This is a genomic window from Rheinheimera sp. (genome assembly GCF_030824435.1).
In the GTDB taxonomy this organism is placed as follows: domain Bacteria; phylum Pseudomonadota; class Gammaproteobacteria; order Enterobacterales; family Alteromonadaceae; genus Pararheinheimera.
Genome location: NZ_JAVBXS010000014.1, coordinates 1 through 21422, shown reverse-complemented (window position 1 = coordinate 21422; position 21422 = coordinate 1). Strand labels below are relative to the sequence as shown.

Below are 21422 nucleotides of genomic sequence, written 5' to 3'. Positions count from 1 at the left end.
TGAAGTTGCAGGGGCTGCCTTCACTGATGCCAATCGCATAGTTCTTTATGCTGATAGCAATTCGTTCAGTTGCCGCCTACCTGCATCATCAATGATTTGGGTATTAACCCTTTGTCATTGAAGTTGCAGGGGCCGCCTTCACTGATGCCAATCGCATAGTTCTTTATGCTGATGGCAATTCGTTCAGTTGCCGCCTTTATTTACGCCCGGATACATCGCCAATAACTTGTGTATTAATATGTAAAATTAATGAATTATTATTCTAATTTTTAGTTTTTTTACGTGTGAAAGAAAATAACGGGGTTATTTTCAAGGGTCAAGGGTTGTTAGTGTTTTTACTCTAGTGTGGTCTGCGCGTCGTTTAGACGTCTATACATAAAGACCTTGAGTTAGATATACCGATTTTTTAGCTGAATTGCAAGCTGACTTTTGGCGAATAAGCGGCGACGAAGTTGGGTTGCTGTTGTCTGAGCATAAGGCATACATTCTGTAATTTAATTACAGTTTTGTGGCGAATTATTGTTGTTTTATCATTTTCAGGCAGAAAAAAAGCTGCCGAAGCAGCTTTTTCAGGTGAATTTACCACAAATGTTATGCGGTAATTATGCGGCACAACGACTTGGGGATTTTTGCTTTTGTACAGCTATCAGGCGCGGTAACCGCCTTCAAGTCCTTTTGCAGTCACAGCCACTGCATCGTGAGCATGCAGCGATTCGTAGTGATTCACTCTTAACCAAAAATCATCAAATTCAGACAATTGATTTAGTGCGTGTTTTAAACGACGGGCAGCGTCTTCACAGAACATCAGGTTCTGACCGTTTAAACGGGCAAACTCTTGTTCATCGGCGCGTTTAACTGCAGCTTGTACCGGCGTTTTTAACGCATCTTCAATAGCGTCAATTAAGGCAACTATCGGAAACTCTGTCACTTTGTGATTCAGTTTCACTTTAATTTCGGCAACAGAACGCTGACTGTGTGGCGTGGCCACTATACCCTGGGTTGTGCCCAGCCAGTCCACCACCAATTCACTGCTGATTTGTTGTTGACCGGCAAATTTTGCCACAAAAGCTTCCTGGATCAGCTGACGCGCCAAAGCTGCTGAACAAGGGCAGGTGGATGAATAAGGCACTTTTACCGCCAGCTCCACTGACAGGTTGTTATCAACCACCTGGCCAGTCACTGTTACAGGGTATGCTTTCCAGCCTTGTTTTTCGGTGATCAAAGCTTTACGGCGTAAGTGCAAATCAAAATCAAACTTTACAAAAGCCTGATTGCTTAAATCTTCATGGCTGGTAATAAAACCGTCCAGCAGATCACAAAGGCTGGCATGGCTTAAGGTTGATTCACGGGATAAATCGTCCAGCAACAGATAAAGTCTGGACATATGAATGCCCTTGGCTTTTGGATCTTTTAAATTTACAAAAGCTTCGACATGAGCACTGACCTGACGCGGTGCTTCACCGGCAACTGCCAGCATCAGTGGCACTTCAATATTGCTCATTCCAACCCAGTCCAGTACCCCTTCGGTGGTGGCACAAGAGTGATTGGCTACATCTGGCATCGCTGTCGGCATGAATTCTCCAAGATCCGTCGATTGCATAAAAGGCGTTAGCTCCGGTTTATCCGCAGTTGCTTTGCATAAAAGCTGTTACTGGTTAACCGCTGGATGGCTAAAAAGGGCTGCATTTTACCCCAGTTCGCAAATTTGTCTTATGAAAAATTTGCAATACACTCATCCATTTTTTCGAGCCATGGTTAAAAAACCAGAATACCCGATTAAATTAGTCGGGTATTCTACTCCTTCTATTTACGCACTGACAAGGGATGTGGATCAGTCGTCTTTTGTTTCAAAGGTGCCAAATACCACTGCTTTTTGTTGTTTGACCATGGTACGGCCTTTGGCAAAAACACTGCGAATGTGCAGGTCATCTTTATGAATAAGCACCAAATCAGCATCTTTACCAACTGCCAAAGTGCCTTTATGGCTTAAACCAAGTACAGCAGCAGGGGAGGAGGTTATTGCCGCTATGGCGAGGCTTGGGCTTATTTTAAAATCCAGCATGGCGCTTCTGGCACTTTGATACAAAGAACTGACTTTGCCGACTTCAAGCCCAAGCAATTCACCCTGAACATTAAAAAGCGGCAAACTGGCATTGCCGTCTGAGCTCATGGTCAGATTTGCAACCGGTATCTGCTGCTCCAGCGCCATGGCCAAAGCCTGTGCTGCTGCAACCTCACCATGCTTTAAATCATAAGCTGTAGTGCTGGTAGTAAAATCAATCACACCACCTGCTTTGGCAAAACGGATACCAGCGGCAAAAACGTCCTGATTGCGGTTGATATGAGTAGGATAAAACTGCTTCAGCGATAATTCAGTGCCGTTGACGGCTTGATGCAGCGGGTCCAGCAATGAAGCACCAGCGCCTACATGCACACTGACAATACCGGCTTTACCTGCCAGCATGCCACCCACCCGCGCCTGTGCTGCTACTTTACGCAGTTCAGTTAAAGTGGGTTGGGATGAGCGGTGGTCGCTGATAGCAATTTCACCAACACCAATAAATTTATCGATAAGAATGAGATCGTCAGTGACAGAACCCATTAAAGTACGGCAGGGAATTTGATAAGAGCCGGTATGGCAATAAGTTGAAATACCTTCAGTTTCCAGCGCATGGGCTTTGGCCAGCAGGTTGGTTAAGGTGCGGGTGGTGGAATCTGTGCCTAGTACGCCGATGGCGGTTGTTACCCCTGCCAAAGTCGCATCTGTCAGCTGCATTTCCGGCGTTCTGCTGGCAAAACCACCTTCACCACCACCGCCAATAAAATGCACCAGCGAATCAACAAAACCCGGTGTTAAATAACAGTCGCTGGCATCAATAATTTCAACAGGCAGATTATGATTACCGATCAACAAATCCTGACCTATGGCAATAATCTGCTTGCCGGCAATCAGCACATCTTGTTGGCCCAGGTCGGCAGGACAGAGCAGATGGGCGTTTTTAAATAATTTCATTAAGCTCATGGCTGGCTCCTTATTGATAACCAATGGCAACTGCAACAACCACGGCAAGACTTGCCAGCACAAATAACCAAAGTTGCAGTTTCCAGGCAAATTTGGCCCATAACATCCAGTCCACCCTTACTACCCCAAGGCAACCTATTAAAGAAGCTGAAGTGGGCACTATGCAGTTGGTTAAACCATCACCCAGCTGAAAGGCCAGCACGGCGATTTGTCTGGACACACCGACTAAATCTGACAAAGGCGCAACCAAAGGCATAGTTAAAGCAGCCTGGCCTGAGCCTGAGGTGACAAAAAAATTAAAAATAGACTGGAAAATCAACATCATCCAGGCAGCTATATAAGCAGGAACCTCATTAAAACTTTCACCGGCCAGATGCAACAAAGTGTTCAGCACTGAAGGCTGAGTTGGGTCATCACCTCCCAGCAGCAACACTATACCTTTGGCCATCCCCACTATCAGCGCTGCTGGCAACAGCTCGGCAGCACCTTGTTTAAAAGCATCAGCTGCGCCGTTTACTGTCATTCTTTTGCCAACAATAGCGAGCATGGCAGTTGCTAAACCCAACGCAAAAAACTGGGTGGCAATTTGTGGAATATAATAACCACGCGCCACCACACCCCAAATCACCCAGGCTATCCCTGCTACAAACAGCGTTAAAATGGCGGCATCAAGTGCGGTGAAAGCTGACTGTTGTTGCGCCAGTTGTTGTGAGCGTAGTTGTTGATCCGTCTGGAAACTGACTGAAATTTCAGGGTTCTTTTTGATTTTAGCGGCATAAGACATGGTAAAAATCACGCCAAAGAGGGTGAATACCAACCACAACACCATACGGTAAGGCGCACCTGACATCAGCGGCAAGTCGGCAATACCCTGAGCTATGGCCACGCTAAAAGGGTTCATCCAACTGGTGGCAAAACCTATCTGAGTGGCGATATAAGTCACCAGTACTGTGGTAATGGCGTCATAACCTAAAGCCAGCATTAAAGGCAGCAGCACTATACAAAAGGCGATGGCTTCTTCACCCATGCCAAATACAGCACCACCCAATGAAAACAGCGTAAACATCAGCGGTATAAACAAAATTTGCATGTTTTGCGTGTGCTTAATCAGCGCCAGAATACCGTTATTTACCGCACCCGATTGCATAATGATGCCAAAGGCGCCGCCGGTCAGCAGAATAAAAGCAATAACACCAATAGCAGCGCCGTTTCTGTCACCGGACACCAAACCTTCAAAAGCGTAATTCAGAAAACCGGTTTCACCTGGTTCGGCAAAAAGCACAACCCCTTGATTGCTTTCCTGACTGTAGCTAAAGCTTTGTGGGTCAATCCGCGGTTTTTGCAGTTCACCTGCGGCATTGGTCTTCGCTGGCAATAAATCAAAACTGCCGGCTGGCACCAGATGGGAAGCCAAAGCAGCCAATAACATCACAAAAAATAAAATGACAAAAGCATCAGGCATGCTGAGTGCTTTATTGCTGGAATTGTGTTGCATAACAAAAATCTCTGTTCCGAAATGTAGGACACAAACCTTTTTCAGTTTGTGGGTTTCACTGAAGTAGCAGCAGGCAGATTGTCGGAAAGAATGGTGTCCGACCCGAGCTCAACAGCTCACAACCGCAAAATAAGGTTGTGCTGCAGCCAAAGCGACCGGACCGGATCTACTCGTTAAACCACTCCGATAAGTAGTAAGGCGAATAGTGATAGCTTGTTAGTAACACGGCGTTTTTTAACATTGAACGACCAAATAACCAGCATTAAGGTTGGAAAATAGCTGTTTAGGATTATCTGTAATTGGCAAAGATGTCAATACCAGTTAATCTAACAGCCTTATTTTCATTCGTTTAGCGCGTTTAACCAAATAAAACAAGAAGAGACTATGAAATTAGCCCACTGTTGCTGGCCAGTTCTGGCATCAATGTTACCGCTGTTATCGGTCCACGCCGCAGACACAAAATCCAATTCACAGGCCAACAACAAAACAATGCCATCTTATTCGATGATGTTGATAGGTGGAGGCGCTTCGGTTTGTGCGTCTGCTCAGAAGTCAGAATGTGATGCGGCAGCTACTTTTAGCAACAATGCAAAAACAGCAGCGCTTTTTAGTGTGCAGACTAAATATATCGACAACATTATTGCAGACAGTTTCTGGCCGGAAGATCGCAAAATAGTCGCAGCTCAGCTTGGCGCTATGTTAAAGCATTTACAAAATAAACTGGCCGACAGCGCAGTGACAGAACGTGAACTGAGCCGGTTATGGCGTTCCAGTGAAGTGGAGCACAATGGCAGCTGGGTGTCCGGGCGCGATTTATACGGTAATCTGACCGAAGCGGAACGTAACTTTGTGTTTGATCAGCTTGAGGTTGAAGTAGCGCAGACCGGCTTAAAAAACGACCGCAAAAAAGAGCAGGTGTTGCCGTTAAATAGTAAAGACCCGTTTTCACTGGCGTTGTATCAACAATTTGTTGGCCTTGCCAGCGAAGTCAGTGGCAAAAGGGCTCCCCGTATTCTGGTGGTAACAGCCTCTGGTCGCGATCCTTTTGCTGCTGTTGATTATTATGTGGATTTATTTGAAAAATTAGGTGCACAAGCCAGTTGGTTGCCAGTGAATGCGGCTTATCAGGCGGCACAACGTGACAGCGCCGGACGCGAAGCCGGTTGTCAGAACTATCTGCAACATTTGGTCAAAGAGCAGGGCAGTTATCAGCGTGGCCGGGTGTATCCGGACTTGTTGACACAACAAAAAACTTTTTGTGCTCTGGGTTCAGAGCAGGCATTAAATGAAATCCGCCGTGCCGACGCTATTTTTATCAATGGTGGTGATCAGAGCCTGACTTATAAAGCCTTTAAAGAACCCGATGGCTCTGACAGCAAAGAGCTGGCGCAGATCCGCAGTATGCTTAGCAAAGGTGAGTTAGTGCTGGCAGGCACCAGTGCAGGTACAGCAGTGATGTCGGGTGGCAGTTATCTGGGCGCAGACACTGTGATGATCAGCAATGGCCAAAGCCCACAAGCTTTGTATCAGGGCGCATTTGCTGCCAAAGCGCCACAACAGGGCTGTGAAAAAGCGAACAACTGTGGCACGGGCATGGATGAAAGCAGTCTGACCTACCAGGCCGAGGGCGGGTTAGGTTTGTTTCCATGGGGTGTACTGGATACTCATTTTTCTGAACGAGGCCGCCAGGGCCGGTTGTTAACTCTGGTTGCACAAAGCAAAAATACCTTTGGTTTTGGTGTAGATGAAGCCACTGCGTTGCTGGTTGGTTTTGATAAGAAAAACCCGGATTTGATCCGTTTTGCCGTCAGTGGTGCCGAAGGCGTTTATGTGGCACAACGGGTGGCTGAAACTTCAGTTGAACCTTCTAAACTGCTGGCGATGCAAAGCCATTATTTCACCAATGGTGATAGTTTTAGTTTGCAACAGGGCCAGTTGTTCGCCAGTTTTGCCGACTGGAAATATGCCCCGAGCACTGCCAGCCGGCCACTTCTGACATCCGGCAGTTTGTTTAATGGTGATAATTTCCGTCAGTTGGCCAATTTACTCTGCAATAACCAAAGCAGGACAGCTGATGGCAGTTTTAGTGTGGCAGGCAAAGATTTTAAAGTGCAGTTGCGGCGCGATTCACAATCGGCAGCACGGTCGGGTCAGTATAATGTAGGTGCTATCAATAAAAACTACTGCTCCTACCGCAATGTACAGGTTTCGGTCGTCGGCAGTTAACCTTCACCTAAGCGACAGAGGTTCTCAGCTTGAGTCAATATCCGGTCCAATCCTGGGTAAGACGTCTGGCCGCAGTGTTAAAACTGTGGGGCTGGCTGCAACTGGCCAGCCTGACAGTATTGTTTCTTCTGCTCAGCAGTGCTTTATTGGCGCTTGCTGTCAGTTTAATTCTGCACAATCAGGTGCGCTGGGACATGGTGGCCGGAGCCGTTGTTTTTGCGATAGTGGCAGCACCGGTTTTTGTCACCTTGTTGTTGTACCTGGTTCGTCATCTTGATGCCGCATTGTTTTATTTAAAAGATTCTGCCCGTCAGGAAACTTTGTTAAATGAAAATCTGCAGGAAAATATACGTCAGCTGAACTTTGAAATTGAAGAGCGGAAAAAAGCTTTTCAGGCCAAACGCCGCGCTATTGATGAGCTGCGTAAAGAAATTTCCGAACGGAAAAAAACCCAGCTGGAGCTGGAAGAACAAAGTTTATTAATGCGTTCTATCGTCGACAGCTCGCCCGACTTATTTTATTACCGTGATGAAACCGGCCGTTTTGCCAGCTGCAACAAAATGTTTGAACAGCTGATAGGCAAAAGTGCCAGTGAACTGATAGGGCATTATCCGCTCGAAATTTACTCTTCCGACATGGCCCCTGCGGCCATTCTGACTGACCACGAAGTGTCGGTGAATCAGGCCGAACTGACGCTGGATGTGGAATACACCACGCCCCAGGGGCAGGTGATGTGGTTCGAAATGCGCAAAGTGCCGTTTTTTGACCGGCAGGGCCGTTATATAGGTTTATTGGGTTTTGGCCGTGACATTACCAGCCGTAAGCTTGCTGAACAGGCGCTGGAGCGTGCTTATCAGGACAAAGGTAAATTTATTGCCACCTTAAGCCATGAACTGCGTACCCCGCTCAATGGCATAGTGGGTTTGACCCGGCGTTTATTAGAAACCGAATTAGCGGCTGAACAACGCAGCTGGGCCAATACCATTTTCAGCAGTGCCGAAACTCTGGGTAATATTTTTAACGATATTATCGACTTAGATAAAATCGACCGGCAGGATCTGGATATTGTTTACCAGAGTGTGGCTTTGGAGCAGTTTATTGGTGATATAGCCAACTTTGCCGAGCTGATTTGCCAGCAAAAAGGTCTGAAGTTCAGCTTGCAGCGGGTTGGGAACTTAAGCTGCTTTGTCAGACTGGACCCTACCCGGGTGCGGCAGGTGTTGTGGAACCTGATTAATAATGCAGTGAAATTTACCGCCAAAGGGCAGGTGAGTTTGTATTGTGAGTTCAGTCAGGTGCAGGACCAGGCCAGTGGGCTGATTTTTATTGTCAGCGACACCGGCATTGGTATCGCTGCGCAGGAACAACAACGTATTTTCGACATGTATTACAAATCCAGTGATGGCCGCCGTCTGAGTATTGTTGGCTCGGGCATAGGTTTGTCGGTGTCCAAGGCATTGGCAGAAGCGATGGGCGGTCGGATCAGTTTACAAAGTCAGCTGAATCAGGGCAGTAGTTTTACCGTCCATCTGCCAACCGAAGTGCTGGCCGAGCCGGAGTTAATCACAGCGGTCAGCTGTCCTAGCCTGACAGTACTGCTTGTTGAAGATGTGCCGTTAAATGCCGAAATAGCCATTAATCTACTGGAACAACGTGGTCATGTGGTGATCCACGCTGAAACAGGGGAAGACGCTTTAGCACTGCTGGAAACTGAAGATGATATTGATCTGGTGTTGCTGGATATGCAGTTGCCCGACATGACAGGCGACCAGATAGCCCGCGAAATGAAACTGGAACCCAGACTGGCACAAATTCCGATTGTGGTGTTAAGTGCCAACGTCAGAAAAGCAGAACAACAGCTCGAAGGTATACAGATCCATGGCGCTTTAGCCAAACCTATTAATACCGCAAATCTTGACCAGTTGTTGGCGCAGTTGTTTTCGCCAAGTGCAGTGCGAAGTGCAGCCACTGCGACACAGGAAAAAAATCCGGACACTGTGCTTGATTTGGTTACACTGCAGGATTATCTGCAATCTCTGGGTAAAAAGTCGGTGAATCGTAGCATTCAGCTGTTTGAGCAATTATTGCCCGGTTATATCAATAAAATGCTGGAAGCTGCCACTCAGCGTGAGCTGGAAGAGTTTCAGGAGGCTGCTCACAAACTAAAAGGTGCAGCTGCTTCAGTTGGTTTGTTATGGGTGCAGCAGCAGGCAAAGTTATTAGAGCAGGAAGAAACACCAAACTGGGGGGCAATGGAGCGGCAGTTAATCGAATATCACTTAACAATAGAGCGGCACCTGGCCGCTCTGCATGAGTTTGTTGAACAGTACTAAGCGGGTTAGAACCTGACTGTTGACGGCTCAAAAGCTTGTCTGAAGCCAGGGTTTTACAACTAAATCTTCTGTTGTGTTATTGCCCGCTGTTCCTGTGCTGCTGCATGAATGCAGTTTATTTTTCCAGCTTACCAACAAAACGGTAACCTTCACCGTGAATAGTGCTGATCAGCTCCGGGCTGTCGACATCAGATTCAAAGTGTTTGCGGATGCGACGGATAGTCACATCTACAGTGCGGTCATTCGGGCGTAAATCACGGCCTGTCATATGACGGATCAGCTGTTCACGGGTGAAAATTTTACCCGGAGTGTCCAGCATTAAACGCAGTGCGCGGTATTCACCTTTTGGCAAACGACGTGACACAGCTTTTGGTGATGTCAGGTTGCGGCTGTTTTCGTCCAGCGTCCAGCCGTTGAATCTCACAATACTTTTGTGCTCTTCAATAACAGGCTGAGAAACGGTGCGACTTAACAGGTTGCGGGCACGGATAGTCAGTTCACGCGGGTTAAATGGTTTTGTCAGGTAATCGTCAGCGCCAATTTCCAGACCCAGAATACGATCGACTTCACTGTCACGACCGGTCAGGAAAATCAGACCGATGTTTTCTTTCTGGCGTAATTCCCGCGCCAGAATTAAGCCGTTTTTCCCTGGCAGGTTAATGTCCATCACAATCAGATTAACGCTGTTATCCGTCAGTTTCTGATGCATTTCTTCGCCATTAACAGCTTCCAGCACGTCGTAACCTTCACCCTGAAACAGGCTGACCAGGTTTAAACGTGTTACTTCCTCGTCTTCTACGATCAAAATCACAGGCGTCTGCATGAGATGAACCTTATGTAAAGTTTGTTGGATTTTTAAACAAGTCGAGATGGAACCGGTGACATTCAGTTGTCATTTTTTCCGCAATTATAGCTTTGGGTCCAAATGTTAACAAGTGATTTTGTTAACAATTAGGCTTTGCTAATGTAGGGGGCTTTGATGCCTGGCGGTTGTCAGGAGGGGATCACAAGGTTTGTTCGGCTGAAGCTTTCACCACAACGGGGAAATCAAACAGGATATGCACACCTTCACCCAGGCTGCTTTCCAGGTTAATTTTGCCATTGAGTGCCTGAGTAACCAGGTTATAGACCAGGTGCATGCCCAGACCACTTCCACCTTCACCTCTTTTAGTGGTAACAAAGGGGTCAAAAATACGTTTTTTAATGTTTTCCGGTACACCGGCGCCATTATCGCTGTAATGAATAAAACAACGGCTGTGTTCAACTTTGACCTGAATTTTGATAGTGCCGTGTTCAATATGTTCAAAAGCATGGATCAGACTGTTCATAATCAAATTAATTAAAATCTGATTGACCGGTCCTGGTTTGCTGTCAATTTCAAGTTGTGGGTCGCATTCAAGCAGCACTTCATGCTGGGTTTTTTTCAGGTTGGGCCTAAGTGAGAGCAGTACTTCATTCATCAACTGCAACACGTTAAAAGTACGACGATTTTCGTTGGATTGATCCACTGCAACCTGTTTAAAACTGCGGATAAGGCTGGCTGCTCTTTCAAGATTGCGGTAGATGATACCGAGGTTTTCATTACTTTCACTCAAGAACTTAGCCAGTTGATTTGATGTCAGTTTTTTCTCATCAAAAGCTTTCTGAATATCGGCCAGTTTATCCTGCATCAGGGTAGAGGCAGTTACGCCAAGGCCTATCGGCGTATTGACCTCGTGGGCGACACCGGCCACCATCTGGCCGAGGCTGGCCATTTTTTCGGTTTCAACAATCTGATTCTGATACTGGTGCAGGGTTTCCAGCGTATTTAATAAATCCTGATTTGAGCTTTTTAATGCGACTGTTCTTTCATTAATTTTCTGCTCCAGCCCCTGGTTCAGCTGTCTGATTTCCTGCTCTGCTTGTTGTACTTTATTAAATTGTTGTTCAATACGGTCCAGCATATTATTGATGGCACGGCCAAGCATATGCAGTTCTTCAATTTCCGCAGCGGGTGCGCGCATCGAATAACTTTTCTCTTTGGTGACCTTTTGTACCACAGCCAATAATGATTCGATGGGTTTGGTAAAACGACGTTGCAAGCGCACGCTGACAAAAAACGCACAAAGCAAAGCGATGATGGCAATTAATAAATCAAACAGAATGCGGTTCTGCATATATTTATTCAGCTCGGTGAGGCTGGCGCGCAGGTAGATATAACCGATTTTTTTACCTTCAAAATCAACAGCTTTTGTCAGTTCTATTACATCGCCGTCAAAATGTGGCTCTAACAGTTCATCAACTTTATCAAACTGGGTTGGGTGGGGACCTACGTCACGTCTGTTATAACTGGAAAAAAAAGTGAGTTGGTTTGTTTCTGTTGTTAATTTATAAATATGAATGTTGTGCAAAATATCAACAGCAGCAAATGATTTTAACCTGCCATCTTCCATTTCCGCATCGTCGTATAAAATACTGGCTTTAGAGTTAAAAGCGACAATATTGGCGTAGGCATGCAACTGATCAACCAGCTTCCGTTTTTGGAAATTAATGTCTTGCAACGAAGATATGGTCAGGGAAGCCAGTAAAGTCACGCTGCAAATAAGCATAACAACCCAGCTCAGGGCCCCTTTAATTGAGGTGGTGCGTAATAAAGGCTTCATTGATAAAGTCACTAAACCTTAAGCAAGCTCAAATAGTTATAACTTTGATGTTATGCATTTTCAGGAAATTAAGCAAACCGGCCTGACAAAATTGTGATTGGCGTTTATAGTGTCTGGCGTCGCGGTGCATGCCTGATGTTGTGGTAGTTTGCCTGCAGTTGTTTGCGATGAATGACATTGTTACCAAGCTGACAGGAGCCTGTGATGGATCTTTGGGAAAGCTATAAAACCAGTGTGTTTTTATGTCATCAGCCATTGGGCGATCAAATCAATTTTGCCATTATTAGTGCACAAAACCCCGCCGGACATCTTTACCACCCTCAGCATAATTTAACCCTCGACCGCGAATTTGAAACTGAGCTGGATGAAGCTCATATTCCATACCGCACCATCATTGGCGCTTCGCCGGATTTATCTTTTCAGGAAAAAAGCTGGGCAGTACTTTGTGATAAAAACAAAGCGCTGAGTCTGGCAATGAAGTTCCGGCAAAATGCTATTTATTGGGTGGAAGCAGGGCAGTTGTATCTGGTGCCGGCTTTAATGTTTAAAGCAGGACAAGCCGCGGAAGAATATCTGGGGCCTTATCTGGCAAGGCAAATTGTATTGCAGGGGTAAAGACAACGGTTGATAAAAGTGAATTGTAGAGAGCAAAAAGGCAGGACCAATCAATGTCCTGCCTTTTTTGTTGGTGTTATCTGTTAGCTTTTCCGGCTGTGATAAACCACAAAACCGTTACGACGCGCCAACTCTTTTACGTTACCAAATACTTCTTTTAACCATTGGGCATAAGGTAAATGGGCGTTGGCCACCAAAGTTAAAGTGCCGCCAGAACTCAGTTTATTTTTACTGTCATTAATAAACTTCTCCGCCACGCTGTAGTCGGTTTTTAAACCAGTGTGAAACGGCGGGTTAGTGACTATATGGTTAAACAGTGGTGTGCCATCCGGCATACCATCAGCGGCCACCACCTGTGCCTGCTGCTGGTTTAACGCAAAAGTGGCTTTGCTGCTGGCAACAGCCAAAGCGCTGACGTCGGAGCAATAAAGCTTAATGCCAGGTGCCTGTTGCAGTAAAAAAGTACCAATAACACCGGCGCCACAAGCAAAATCCAGCACATTACCTTGCTGAATAAAACCAAGTTGTTCCAGCAAAATAGCAGTGCCAACATCGAGTTTGCCGTGATTAAACACTCCAGGCAAAGAGCAGAACTGCAGCTTTTTACCGGCAACTTCAGCACTGAAATTGGCCATTGGCTGGGCTTGTTGTGGTTTATCGGCAAGGCCGGTTAACGCAAACCATAAACAGTGTTTGGCGTTGTCGAGTTTATGGGCGTGTAAACCAAGTTTTTCGGCATGTGCCACTAAACTTTTGATACCACCTTTGTTATCACCCACCAGATACACTTGTGTGTTGTTGTCGATAACAGCATTTAACTGCGCCAGGCTAAAGGCCAGCTGCTCTTTGCTTTTTGGGTAAAAAAGCACAACAGTGTCGAATTTTTTGCCGGCAGCCAAATGTTTGGCATCAAGCTCAGCGGCAAAATAACAAGGCGCCTGACTTTGTTGTTGCCAGTTGTTGGCCACTGTTTTGTCAGTGGTATAACAACTTAATTGCAGTTCACTATTATTGAGAGCCAGCTCGCGCGGAAGGTCGTCGGCCATAGGTTCAACCAGCAACACAACACCTGATAAATCGGCAATATTTCGCAGCAGCAGCTGACTTTGTGGCGTTAGCATCAGTTCACCCGCTTAAACATAAGATCCCAAACGCCGTGGCCTAATTTCACACCGCGGTTTTCGAATTTGGTTAAAGGTCTGTTGTCTGGTCTTGGCACATATTGGTTATCTTCAGCCAGATTCTCGTAACCCTCGGCAGCGCTCATCACTTCCAGCATATGCTCAGCGTAGTTTTCCCAGTCGGTGGCCATATGAAACACACCACCAATTTTTAATTTACGGCGTAGTAGCTGCACAAAATCAGGCTGCACTATACGGCGTTTATGATGGCGGGTTTTATGCCAAGGATCCGGGAAAAATAGCTGTACTGTGCTTAAAGAGCCGTCAGCAATAGAGTCATTCAGAATTTCAACAGCATCATGTTCAAACAAACGCAGGTTTTTGACACCTTCAGTTTCGGCTTCACCCAAACAAGCGCCTACACCGGGTTTGTGCACTTCAATACCAATAAAATCAAGCTCTGGTGCGGCTTTGGCCATAGCAACTAAAGATTTACCCATACCAAAACCAATTTCCAGCACCAAATCAGCTTTGCGGCCAAACACTTGTTCAAAATCATAGGTTTGCTGCTGGTGTTCCAGGCCCATGCTTGGCCAGAACAAATCCAGACTACGTTGTTGGCCTTTGGTCAGCCGGCCTTCACGCAACACAAAACTGCGGATACGGCGCAGATATTTTGGCTGTTCGGTGTCGTTTGTGGCATCTGTTGGCAACACAACGTCAGTTTCTGGTTTATTCATTAATAGCTCCGGGCGGGAATTTTGCGGCGCACATTATGCGTTGTTACGGCCTTGCACTCAACCGACTTTGCATTGGCAGTAACAAGCTCTCAGGTTAGACTGCACGGCAATTTATCAGCGGAATTTATTATCTTGTTGCAAGCAGAAATTAAAGCATTTCAAAATCAGGTGGTTAGCTGGCAAAAAACACATGGCCGCCATCAATTGCCATGGCAACAGGCAGGTACCCCTTATGCGGTGCTGGTGTCAGAATTAATGCTGCAACAAACCCAGGTGGCGACAGTTATTCCGTATTTTCAGCGTTGGATGGCTTCTTTTCCAACGATAGAAGCTTTGGCGCAAGCAACAAACGATGAAGTGATGGCGCACTGGCAGGGCCTTGGTTATTACGCCCGCGCCCGTAATTTGCATAAAGCGGCGGCTTATATCCGCGAGCTTGGTGCTTTTCCAAAAACGCTGGAGGCACTGCTCGAAGTGCCAGGAGTGGGCCGTTACACAGCGGGCGCCATTATGTCTTTTGCTTATGACAGTTATGGCCCTATTGTTGATGGCAATGTCAGGCGGTTATATGCCCGTTATTTTGCTATTGATGGCGTCACTTCAAGTTCTGCTGTTGATAAAAAACTCTGGGCTTTAGCTGAAGCTTTCACACCTTCGGAAAACTGCCGCAGTTTTGCCCAGGGTTTATTGGATTTAGGCGCTACTATCTGTAAACCACGCCAGCCTCTTTGTGAGCAGTGCCCGCTGTCAAACAGCTGCTTGGCGCTTTCACAAAACCGCGTTGATGAATTACCAACAGCTAAACCAAAAAAGCTGGTACCGGTGAAACCTGGGCATTTTTTATGGTTAATTAAAGATGGCCATATTTTGCTGCATAAAAGACCGGAAAAAGGCATCTGGGCGTCACTCTGGTCGCTGCCACAAGTGGAAGCCCAGTCGCCCTGGCTGGAAGAGGCAAAGTTACATGGCGTTTTTGTGCACCAGTTTACCCACTACAAATTAGACGCTTCGGTTTGGTTATTAAATGATGTCGCTACAAAGGTGCAGGAAGAATTTTCCGGCAGTTGGTATCACAAAAACGACCTTAACAAAGTAGGTTTGCCGGCGCCTATCCGCAGTTTTATTGAGCAACAGTTTGATGTAAAGCCAGACAAAACATAAGAAAGCAGGGCAAAGGCTTCGTAAAATAGATTACAATGCGCGCAATTCCCTAAGCCGTATGGCAAAGAGCAAAGCCGAGGTAGATTATGGCACGTGAAGTATTTTGTCTTTATCTGAAAAAGCAGGCCCCAGGGCTGGATTTCCAGTTGTATCCGGGTGAAATTGGCAAAAAGATTTTTGAAAACATCAGTAAAGAAGCGTTTTCGTTATGGCAGGCTAAACAAACCATGCTGATCAACGAGAAAAAACTCAATATGATGAACCTTGAGCACCGTAAATTGCTGGAAGAACAAATGCAGCAGTTTTTGTTTGAAGGTGCCGATGTAGCCATTGAAGGTTACGTGCCACCCAGCAAAAGCTGATAACCGCTTTTAGCAACAGCAGGAACATTTATGGCGCGCCGTTTACCACCTCTGAATGCATTAAAGGCTTTTGAAACGGCCGCCCGCCATCTGAGTTTTACCAAAGCGGCTGAAGAGATGTATGTCACTCAGGCCGCTATCAGTCATCAGATCAAAGCGCTGGAAGACCATTTAGGTCTGAAGTTGTTTATGCGCAAGAACCGCTCTTTGCTGCTGACTGAAGAAGGCCAGAGTTATTTTCTCGATATTAAAGACATTTTTTTGCAGCTGTATGAATCGACTGAAAAACTGCTGGCACGGGGTGCCAAAGGTGCTTTAACCGTCAGCCTTCAGCCAAGTTTTGCTATTCAGTGGCTGGTGCCAAGATTAAGTTTATTCAGTGAGTTACATTCAGATATAGATGTGCGTATCCGTGCTGTTGATTCGGAAGAAGGCTCGCTGACCGACGATGTGGATGTTGCTATTTATTATGGCCGTGGCAACTGGCGTAATTTGCATGCTGACAAACTGCATACCGAATATTTAGTGCCTGTGTGTTCGCCTATGCTGCTGAACCGCGCTAAACCTCTGAATGAAGCTGCTGATTTACGTTTTCATACGCTGTTGCATGACACCACCAGAGACGCCTGGAAAGCCTGGTTTACCAGTCAGGGTTTTAAACATTTTAATGTGAATCAGGGGCCGATTTTTAGCCACAGCGCTATGGTGTTACAAGCTGCTGTGCATGGTCAGGGTGTAGCGCTTGCGCACAACGTACTGGCACAACCCGACATTAATTCAGGCCGTTTAATAGTGCCTTTTAACCATGTGTTGCAAAGTAAAGACGCTCATTATCTGGTGTGCCGCGACAATCAAACCGAACTTGGCAAAATTGCCGCTTTCCGGCAATGGATGATTGCTTTGGTTGAGCGTGAGCAGGAAGATTTTAAAGAGCAGCAGTTTAATATTGCAGCGATCAACGATTGAAATCCGGCATTTTTATTGTCAACAGCGCTGAAAAGCCCATCGCCAGAATGCTGCTGTTGCATGGCGCCGGAGCTTCTGTGCAATCTGATTATTTAACCTTATTGGCAAGCGAACTGGCGAAAAACAGCATTGAAGTCTGGCGGGTGAATTTTGCTTATATGCAAAAATCTTTAAATGGCAGCAAACAGCCGCCACCTGTTGTGGTGAAGTTACAGCAGGAGCTTGCCGATTTTATTGCTTTAGTACCGGATGATTTGCCGTTATTTATTGGCGGGAAATCGATGGGCGGCCGGGTTGCAACGCTTTTTGCCGCTGCGGTTGCCAGCCAGCTTGCCTCTGAGATTTCCAGCGAGCCAGCAGCTTCATCAGCGCAGTTACAGGCCAGAATTAAAGGCATTTGTTGTTTTGGTTATCCTTTTTGCCCACCGGCAAAAAAAGCGCTGGGCATAGCAGCCAGAACTGAGCACTTTAAAACGCTGAAATTACCGGTGCTTATCATACAAGGTGAAAGGGACGAGTTTGGTGGCAAAGCCCTTGAAAGCGAATTGCATGCTGCCAACTGGCCAGAACTTACTTTAAACTGGTTGCCTTTTGGTGACCATGATTTAAAAACCTTAAAAAAACATGCAATGTCGCAGCAAGAGTTGATAACCCTTGCGGCTACAGCAAGCAGAGACTTTATTGATGCAAAACTTCTGGCGGCTTAATTTAACTTTGACAGCTTTATACGGTGCTGTGGTGGTTGGCATGTCGGCCGCTATTTCACATTTGTTTTTATATAGCCTGGATGGCAAAGCGCTGAGCTCGTTATTAAGCAGCACTGCAATATTGGCTTTTCAGACGCTGGCGTTATTGGCTTTAACATTCAACCAGTTGCCAAAAAACGCAGCGCCGCAAGGGCAAATGGCAACGGTATTTTTAAAACTACCGGCTTTAGTGGCTGTTGGTTTTCATCTGGGCCTTTGGCTTTTTGTTTATACGGTGTGGGCCGGTTTATTTAACCTGCCACTACATTTTTCCAAACTGGCGCCTCTAGGCGGCCAGTTATTGCTTTTGTGCTGGCTGTTGCTGGCCGCTATACCCTGGATCAGGAAATAACATGAAACAACTAATACTTTATTGCCGCGCCGGATTTGAAAAAGAATGTGCGGCCGAAATTCAGGACAAAGCGGGTCAGCATGGCGTCTTTGGTTATTGCAAACTAAAAGGCGACAGCGCTTTTGTGATTTTTGAAGCTTACGACAGCGAATTATTAGCCACATTTTACCGCGATTACCCTTTTGAGCAGCTGGTATTTATCCGCCAATGGGCGCTGTTAATTGGTGATTTAATTGAATTACCTACAGGCGACAGGGTCGGTGCTGTAGTGCAACAGGCGCTGGATGCACAAATCAGCAACTGTGGTGATTTACGGGTGGAATACCCCGACACCAACGACGGCAAAGAGTTATCTACTCTGGCCCGTAAGTTAACAGTGCCGCTGCGTCAAAGTTTGCGTCAGGCCGGTGTGATGTTGCCAAAACAGCAAACACGCGCGCCTGTGCTGCATTTATTTATGTTGTCCGGCAAAGAAGCTTACTTGGGCTTGTCGTACCCTGAGAACAGCAGTGATTTAGAAAATGGTATCCGCCGTTTGAAGTTCCCGAATGACGCGCCAAGTCGCAGCACGTTAAAACTGGAAGAAGCCTTTTTACAGTTTATTCCGCGTGATGAATGGGAAACCCGTTTAGCTTCCGGCATGAATGCTGTGGATTTAGGTGCTTGCCCTGGTGGCTGGACTTATCAGCTGGTGATCCGCTCTATGATGGTGGTTGCTATTGATAACGGCATGATGGATCAGAAGTTAATGGACACTGGCCAGGTAAAACACTATCAGGTGGATGGTTTTAAATTTCAGCCGGAAAAACGCAATGTGCATTGGCTGGTGTGTGACATGATTGAAAAACCACAAAGAGTGGGCCAGTTAATTTGTGATTGGCTGATCAACGGCTGGTGCCAGGAAAGTATTTTTAACCTCAAACTGCCAATGAAAAAACGTTATGAAACCTTGCAGGAAGTGCTGGCACAAATGCAAAGCCGTTTTGATGAAGCTGGTTTAAAAGTGCAGTTTCAGGCCAAACATCTGTACCACGACCGCGAAGAAGTGACTGTGCATTTATGTAAAGTGTAAGGTTGTCAGCTTTGCAAAAAGGCCAGCATCCGCTGGCCTTTTTTTGTGTTTGTGATAACCCCTGTTGATACAAGGGTTATCGGCCCACAGTTATTTCTGCATATTGTAACTGTGGCCAAAAGTGTTACCAAAAAACGAAGCTTTTAACCATTGTGGTCTTTGTTCGCTGTTGGCAATTTCTTCGCCTATGGCGTAGTTAATATCAGCAAATAAAGCGCCGGCATCATAACGGATAGGGCCAAAGTCTTTGGTCAGGCCTGCCAGATCGTCTGTTGGTTTGTGGTAGTGTTTGGCAAAAAATTTACCCCAGATTTCCCCACCTTTTTGCGCCGGATCTTTAGAGGTGAAACCTGTCATTAAAAATACTGAAGGCACACCTTTTTTCACTAAAGTGTAGTGATCAGAGCGGGTGAAAATGGCCTGTTCCGGCATAGGATCAGCACTTAATTTAATGCCATGTTTAGCAGTAGCACGACCAACAACAGCACCTAAAGTAGAATGATTGGCACCAAAAGCGATCATATCGGCAAATGGATACAACAACACCGGCATATCCAGGTTGACGTTAGCAACCAGTGACTGCATTGGTTTTACCGGATGATGGGCAAAATAATCTGCACCCAATAAACCTTTTTCTTCACCTGTCACTGCCACAAACAAAATAGAACGTTTAGGTTTCACCGGCGCTGCGCTGTATAAACGGGCGGTTTCCAGCAAAATAGCGACACCGGCGGCGTTGTCCATTAAACCATTGTTAATTTTGTCTTTAGAGCGTAAGTCGTTGCCAATACCAATATGGTCGGAGTGGGCTGTGACCACCACATATTCATTTTTTAAAGTTGGATCTGAACCTTCCAGCACTGCAGCCACGTTTTGGCTTTGAATGTCAGTGTGGGTAGATTCACGGCCAAAACTCATTTTGGCATTCAGCGCAAAACCTGTTGGAACTTCTTTTTTCTCCAGCTTGGCAAAAATGCTGTCCAGACTTTCTTTGGCGCCGTCAAATAAAGGTTTGGCCGCTTCCATATGCAGGTAAGCACCGGCTTTTAACTGTGGATAATCACCTTCAGAAACGCCTTTATCATTCACCCAACGCACCCGGGCTGAATTTAAATACATCAGGCTGTTGGCGTAAGGGCGGGTTTTTTCTTCTTGTGGTGTGTGCAGCGTAATAATGCCAATGGCACCATGTTCAGCCGCCAGACGTTGTTTCAGCGAGCCTAAATGCGCCGCTTCTTCACTTGGCAATTTGCTTGGGCGTCCTGGTAACATCACTACAACTTTGCCTTTTACATCAAGGCCGGCGTAGTCATCAAGACCAAACTCTTTGGACACCATGCCATAACCAACAAACACCAGTTCAGCATCTTTTACCGCAACTTTACCTTCATGGCTGCTTGGGCCTGTGAAAAAGTGTTTTGGATAAGGCACAACCATATCTTTGCCATTGATATGCAAAGTCAGGCTGGCGCTGTTATTGACCAGTTTGCTTTGTTTTAGTGGCACTTTCTGGAAAAAACCACCATTGTCGCCTGCTGGCTGTAAACCCAACTGCTGGAAATTGGTGGCGATATAGTTGCTGGCAATTAAATGGCCTTTACTACCGGTATCGCGGCCTTCCAGCGCGTCATCGGCTAAAAATTGCATATGGGCAGCGATACGATTGGCATCGGCGCCCTGCGCTGCAGTTGCCACCGGTACTTGCGGTACTGCCGGCGCTTCGGCGCCAGGCGAAGTCGCGCTGCAGGCGCTTAATAACAGAATAGATGACAATGTTGATGACAAAATCATCAGGGTTTTTGTTTGCATTTGATGTTCCTGAAAATGAGGGCAGGGATCCACACCCGGGTTAATCGACCTGAACTGTTTGAAGTTATTTTTAACGGTCGGTGCAGCCTACCATGAAACAATAAAGACCGCCGGAGTGGCGGTCTTTATTGTGCGACGAAAAGTAGAATTTCAGCGTCAGTTTCAAAAAACTGGTAAGCAAATGTTAACCGGATTTATCACTGTCGCTGTTTAAATCATCAGCGTCGATATAATCAGGCTTTTTTATCGCCAGCACCTTATCAATACGTTTGCCGTCCATATCAATAATTTCCAAAGTCCAGTTACCCACTTCAACTTTGTCAGCTGTTTGTGGCATTTTGCCAAGCAATAACATAATCATACCGTTTAAGGTCTGATACCTGTTGCTGTCTTCTTCAGGTAACTTATTGATACCCAGGCAGTCTTTCAGATCAATCACCGGCAATAAACCATCTAATAATAAAGAGCCGTCGTCGCGGGTGATCACCATCAAGTCTTCACCGTCATCCGGATTAAATTCACCTGTTAAGGCTTCCATCAGATCAAGCAGCGTCACCAAACCTTTTAAATCACCGTATTCGTCTACCACAAACACCATCTGGCTGCCGGAAGTGCGGAAATGCTCTAACAGCTCCATACCGGTCAGGCTATCCGGCACAAAATTACAAGGCTGCGCCAGCGCTGCCAAATCTGTGAGATTGCCGGAAACTGACTGCACCAGCAGTTGTTTGGTAGAAACAACGCCAATTAAATCATCGGC

Annotated in this window: 18 protein-coding genes; 9 read left to right on the top strand and 9 right to left on the bottom strand. The window is 46.2% G+C overall.

Translation table 11 applies throughout. The features are described from left to right. Positions 1-646: 646 nt before the first annotated feature. The 3 genes from folE2 to yfcC form a co-directional block, all read right to left on the bottom strand. Positions 647-1573 (bottom strand): GTP cyclohydrolase FolE2, encoded by a 927-nt coding sequence (gene folE2, locus RCH83_RS02055; protein ID WP_306518547.1) that lies wholly within the window; start codon positions 1571-1573, stop codon positions 647-649. A 258-nt stretch (positions 1574-1831) separates the two neighbouring features. Beyond that, positions 1832-3022 carry a beta-aspartyl-peptidase gene (iadA, locus tag RCH83_RS02050; RefSeq protein WP_306518545.1) on the bottom strand — a complete coding sequence of 397 codons (1191 nt, stop codon included), beginning with the start codon at positions 3020-3022 and terminating at the stop codon, positions 1832-1834. Positions 3023-3032: 10 nt separating this feature from the next. After that, positions 3033-4517, bottom strand: a complete 1485-nt coding sequence (gene yfcC, locus RCH83_RS02045; protein ID WP_306518543.1) for a putative basic amino acid antiporter YfcC — start codon at positions 4515-4517, stop codon at positions 3033-3035. Positions 4518-4901: 384 nt separating this feature from the next. Between yfcC and RCH83_RS02040 the strand changes: the two genes are divergently transcribed. Together RCH83_RS02040 and RCH83_RS02035 are read left to right on the top strand one after the other, a co-directional pair. Continuing rightward, on the top strand, positions 4902-6743 hold the full coding sequence (locus RCH83_RS02040; RefSeq protein ID WP_306518541.1) for a cyanophycinase: 1842 nt from the start codon (positions 4902-4904) through the stop codon (positions 6741-6743). A 29-nt stretch (positions 6744-6772) separates the two neighbouring features. Continuing rightward, positions 6773-9076, top strand: coding sequence for an ATP-binding protein (locus tag RCH83_RS02035; protein ID WP_306518539.1), 2304 nt, complete (start codon positions 6773-6775; stop codon positions 9074-9076). 115 nt (positions 9077-9191) lie between these two features. Here RCH83_RS02035 and arcA read toward each other — a convergent pair whose 3' ends face one another. Next, positions 9192-9899 (bottom strand): two-component system response regulator ArcA, encoded by a 708-nt coding sequence (arcA, locus tag RCH83_RS02030; protein ID WP_306518537.1) that lies wholly within the window; start codon positions 9897-9899, stop codon positions 9192-9194. A 181-nt stretch (positions 9900-10080) separates the two neighbouring features. Next, a complete protein-coding gene (locus tag RCH83_RS02025; protein ID WP_306518535.1) occupies positions 10081-11664 on the bottom strand; it encodes a sensor histidine kinase in 1584 nt (527 codons plus the stop codon). A gap of 258 nt (positions 11665-11922) precedes the next feature. On the opposite strand from RCH83_RS02025, the gene RCH83_RS02020 reads away from it, so the two are divergent. Next, a complete protein-coding gene (locus RCH83_RS02020; RefSeq protein WP_306518533.1) occupies positions 11923-12333 on the top strand; it encodes a DUF3293 domain-containing protein in 411 nt (136 codons plus the stop codon). A gap of 83 nt (positions 12334-12416) precedes the next feature. Here the strand turns inward: RCH83_RS02020 and RCH83_RS02015 are convergent, their stop codons facing one another. Next, on the bottom strand, positions 12417-13454 hold the full coding sequence (locus RCH83_RS02015; protein WP_306518531.1) for a class I SAM-dependent methyltransferase: 1038 nt from the start codon (positions 13452-13454) through the stop codon (positions 12417-12419). Beyond that, the gene (gene trmB, locus RCH83_RS02010; RefSeq protein ID WP_306518530.1) at positions 13454-14194 is read right to left on the bottom strand and encodes a tRNA (guanosine(46)-N7)-methyltransferase TrmB; all 741 of its coding nucleotides are present in this window, start codon (positions 14192-14194) and stop codon (positions 13454-13456) included. The genes RCH83_RS02015 and trmB overlap by 1 nt, the downstream gene beginning before the upstream one ends. Before the next feature lie 132 nt (positions 14195-14326). Between trmB and mutY the strand changes: the two genes are divergently transcribed. The 6 genes from mutY (at position 14327) to rlmM (ending at position 18853) form a co-directional block, all read left to right on the top strand. Further along, positions 14327-15355 carry an A/G-specific adenine glycosylase gene (gene mutY, locus RCH83_RS02005; RefSeq protein ID WP_306518528.1) on the top strand — a complete coding sequence of 343 codons (1029 nt, stop codon included), beginning with the start codon at positions 14327-14329 and terminating at the stop codon, positions 15353-15355. Positions 15356-15441: 86 nt separating this feature from the next. After that, positions 15442-15717: an oxidative damage protection protein gene (locus RCH83_RS02000; protein WP_306518526.1), complete on the top strand. Its 276-nt coding sequence runs from the start codon at positions 15442-15444 to the stop codon at positions 15715-15717. Positions 15718-15747: 30 nt separating this feature from the next. Then, positions 15748-16683 (top strand): transcriptional regulator GcvA, encoded by a 936-nt coding sequence (locus RCH83_RS01995; RefSeq protein WP_306518524.1) that lies wholly within the window; start codon positions 15748-15750, stop codon positions 16681-16683. A gap of 47 nt (positions 16684-16730) precedes the next feature. Next, positions 16731-17390 carry an alpha/beta family hydrolase gene (locus tag RCH83_RS01990; RefSeq protein ID WP_306518557.1) on the top strand — a complete coding sequence of 220 codons (660 nt, stop codon included), beginning with the start codon at positions 16731-16733 and terminating at the stop codon, positions 17388-17390. Then, positions 17368-17781, top strand: a complete 414-nt coding sequence (locus RCH83_RS01985; protein WP_306518522.1) for a hypothetical protein — start codon at positions 17368-17370, stop codon at positions 17779-17781. Before RCH83_RS01990 ends, RCH83_RS01985 begins: the two co-directional genes overlap by 23 nt. A 1-nt stretch (position 17782) precedes the next feature. Then, the gene (rlmM, locus tag RCH83_RS01980; protein ID WP_306518520.1) at positions 17783-18853 is read left to right on the top strand and encodes a 23S rRNA (cytidine(2498)-2'-O)-methyltransferase RlmM; all 1071 of its coding nucleotides are present in this window, start codon (positions 17783-17785) and stop codon (positions 18851-18853) included. Positions 18854-18943: 90 nt separating this feature from the next. On the opposite strand, the gene RCH83_RS01975 is transcribed toward rlmM, so the two are convergent. Together RCH83_RS01975 and RCH83_RS01970 are read right to left on the bottom strand one after the other, a co-directional pair. Beyond that, entirely contained in the window at positions 18944-20662 is a 1719-nt protein-coding gene (locus RCH83_RS01975) for a M28 family metallopeptidase (RefSeq protein ID WP_306518518.1), read from the bottom strand. 184 nt (positions 20663-20846) lie between these two features. Then, positions 20847-21422 (bottom strand): transporter associated domain-containing protein (locus RCH83_RS01970; RefSeq protein ID WP_306518516.1); only part of this gene is annotated, 576 nt, incomplete at its 5' end.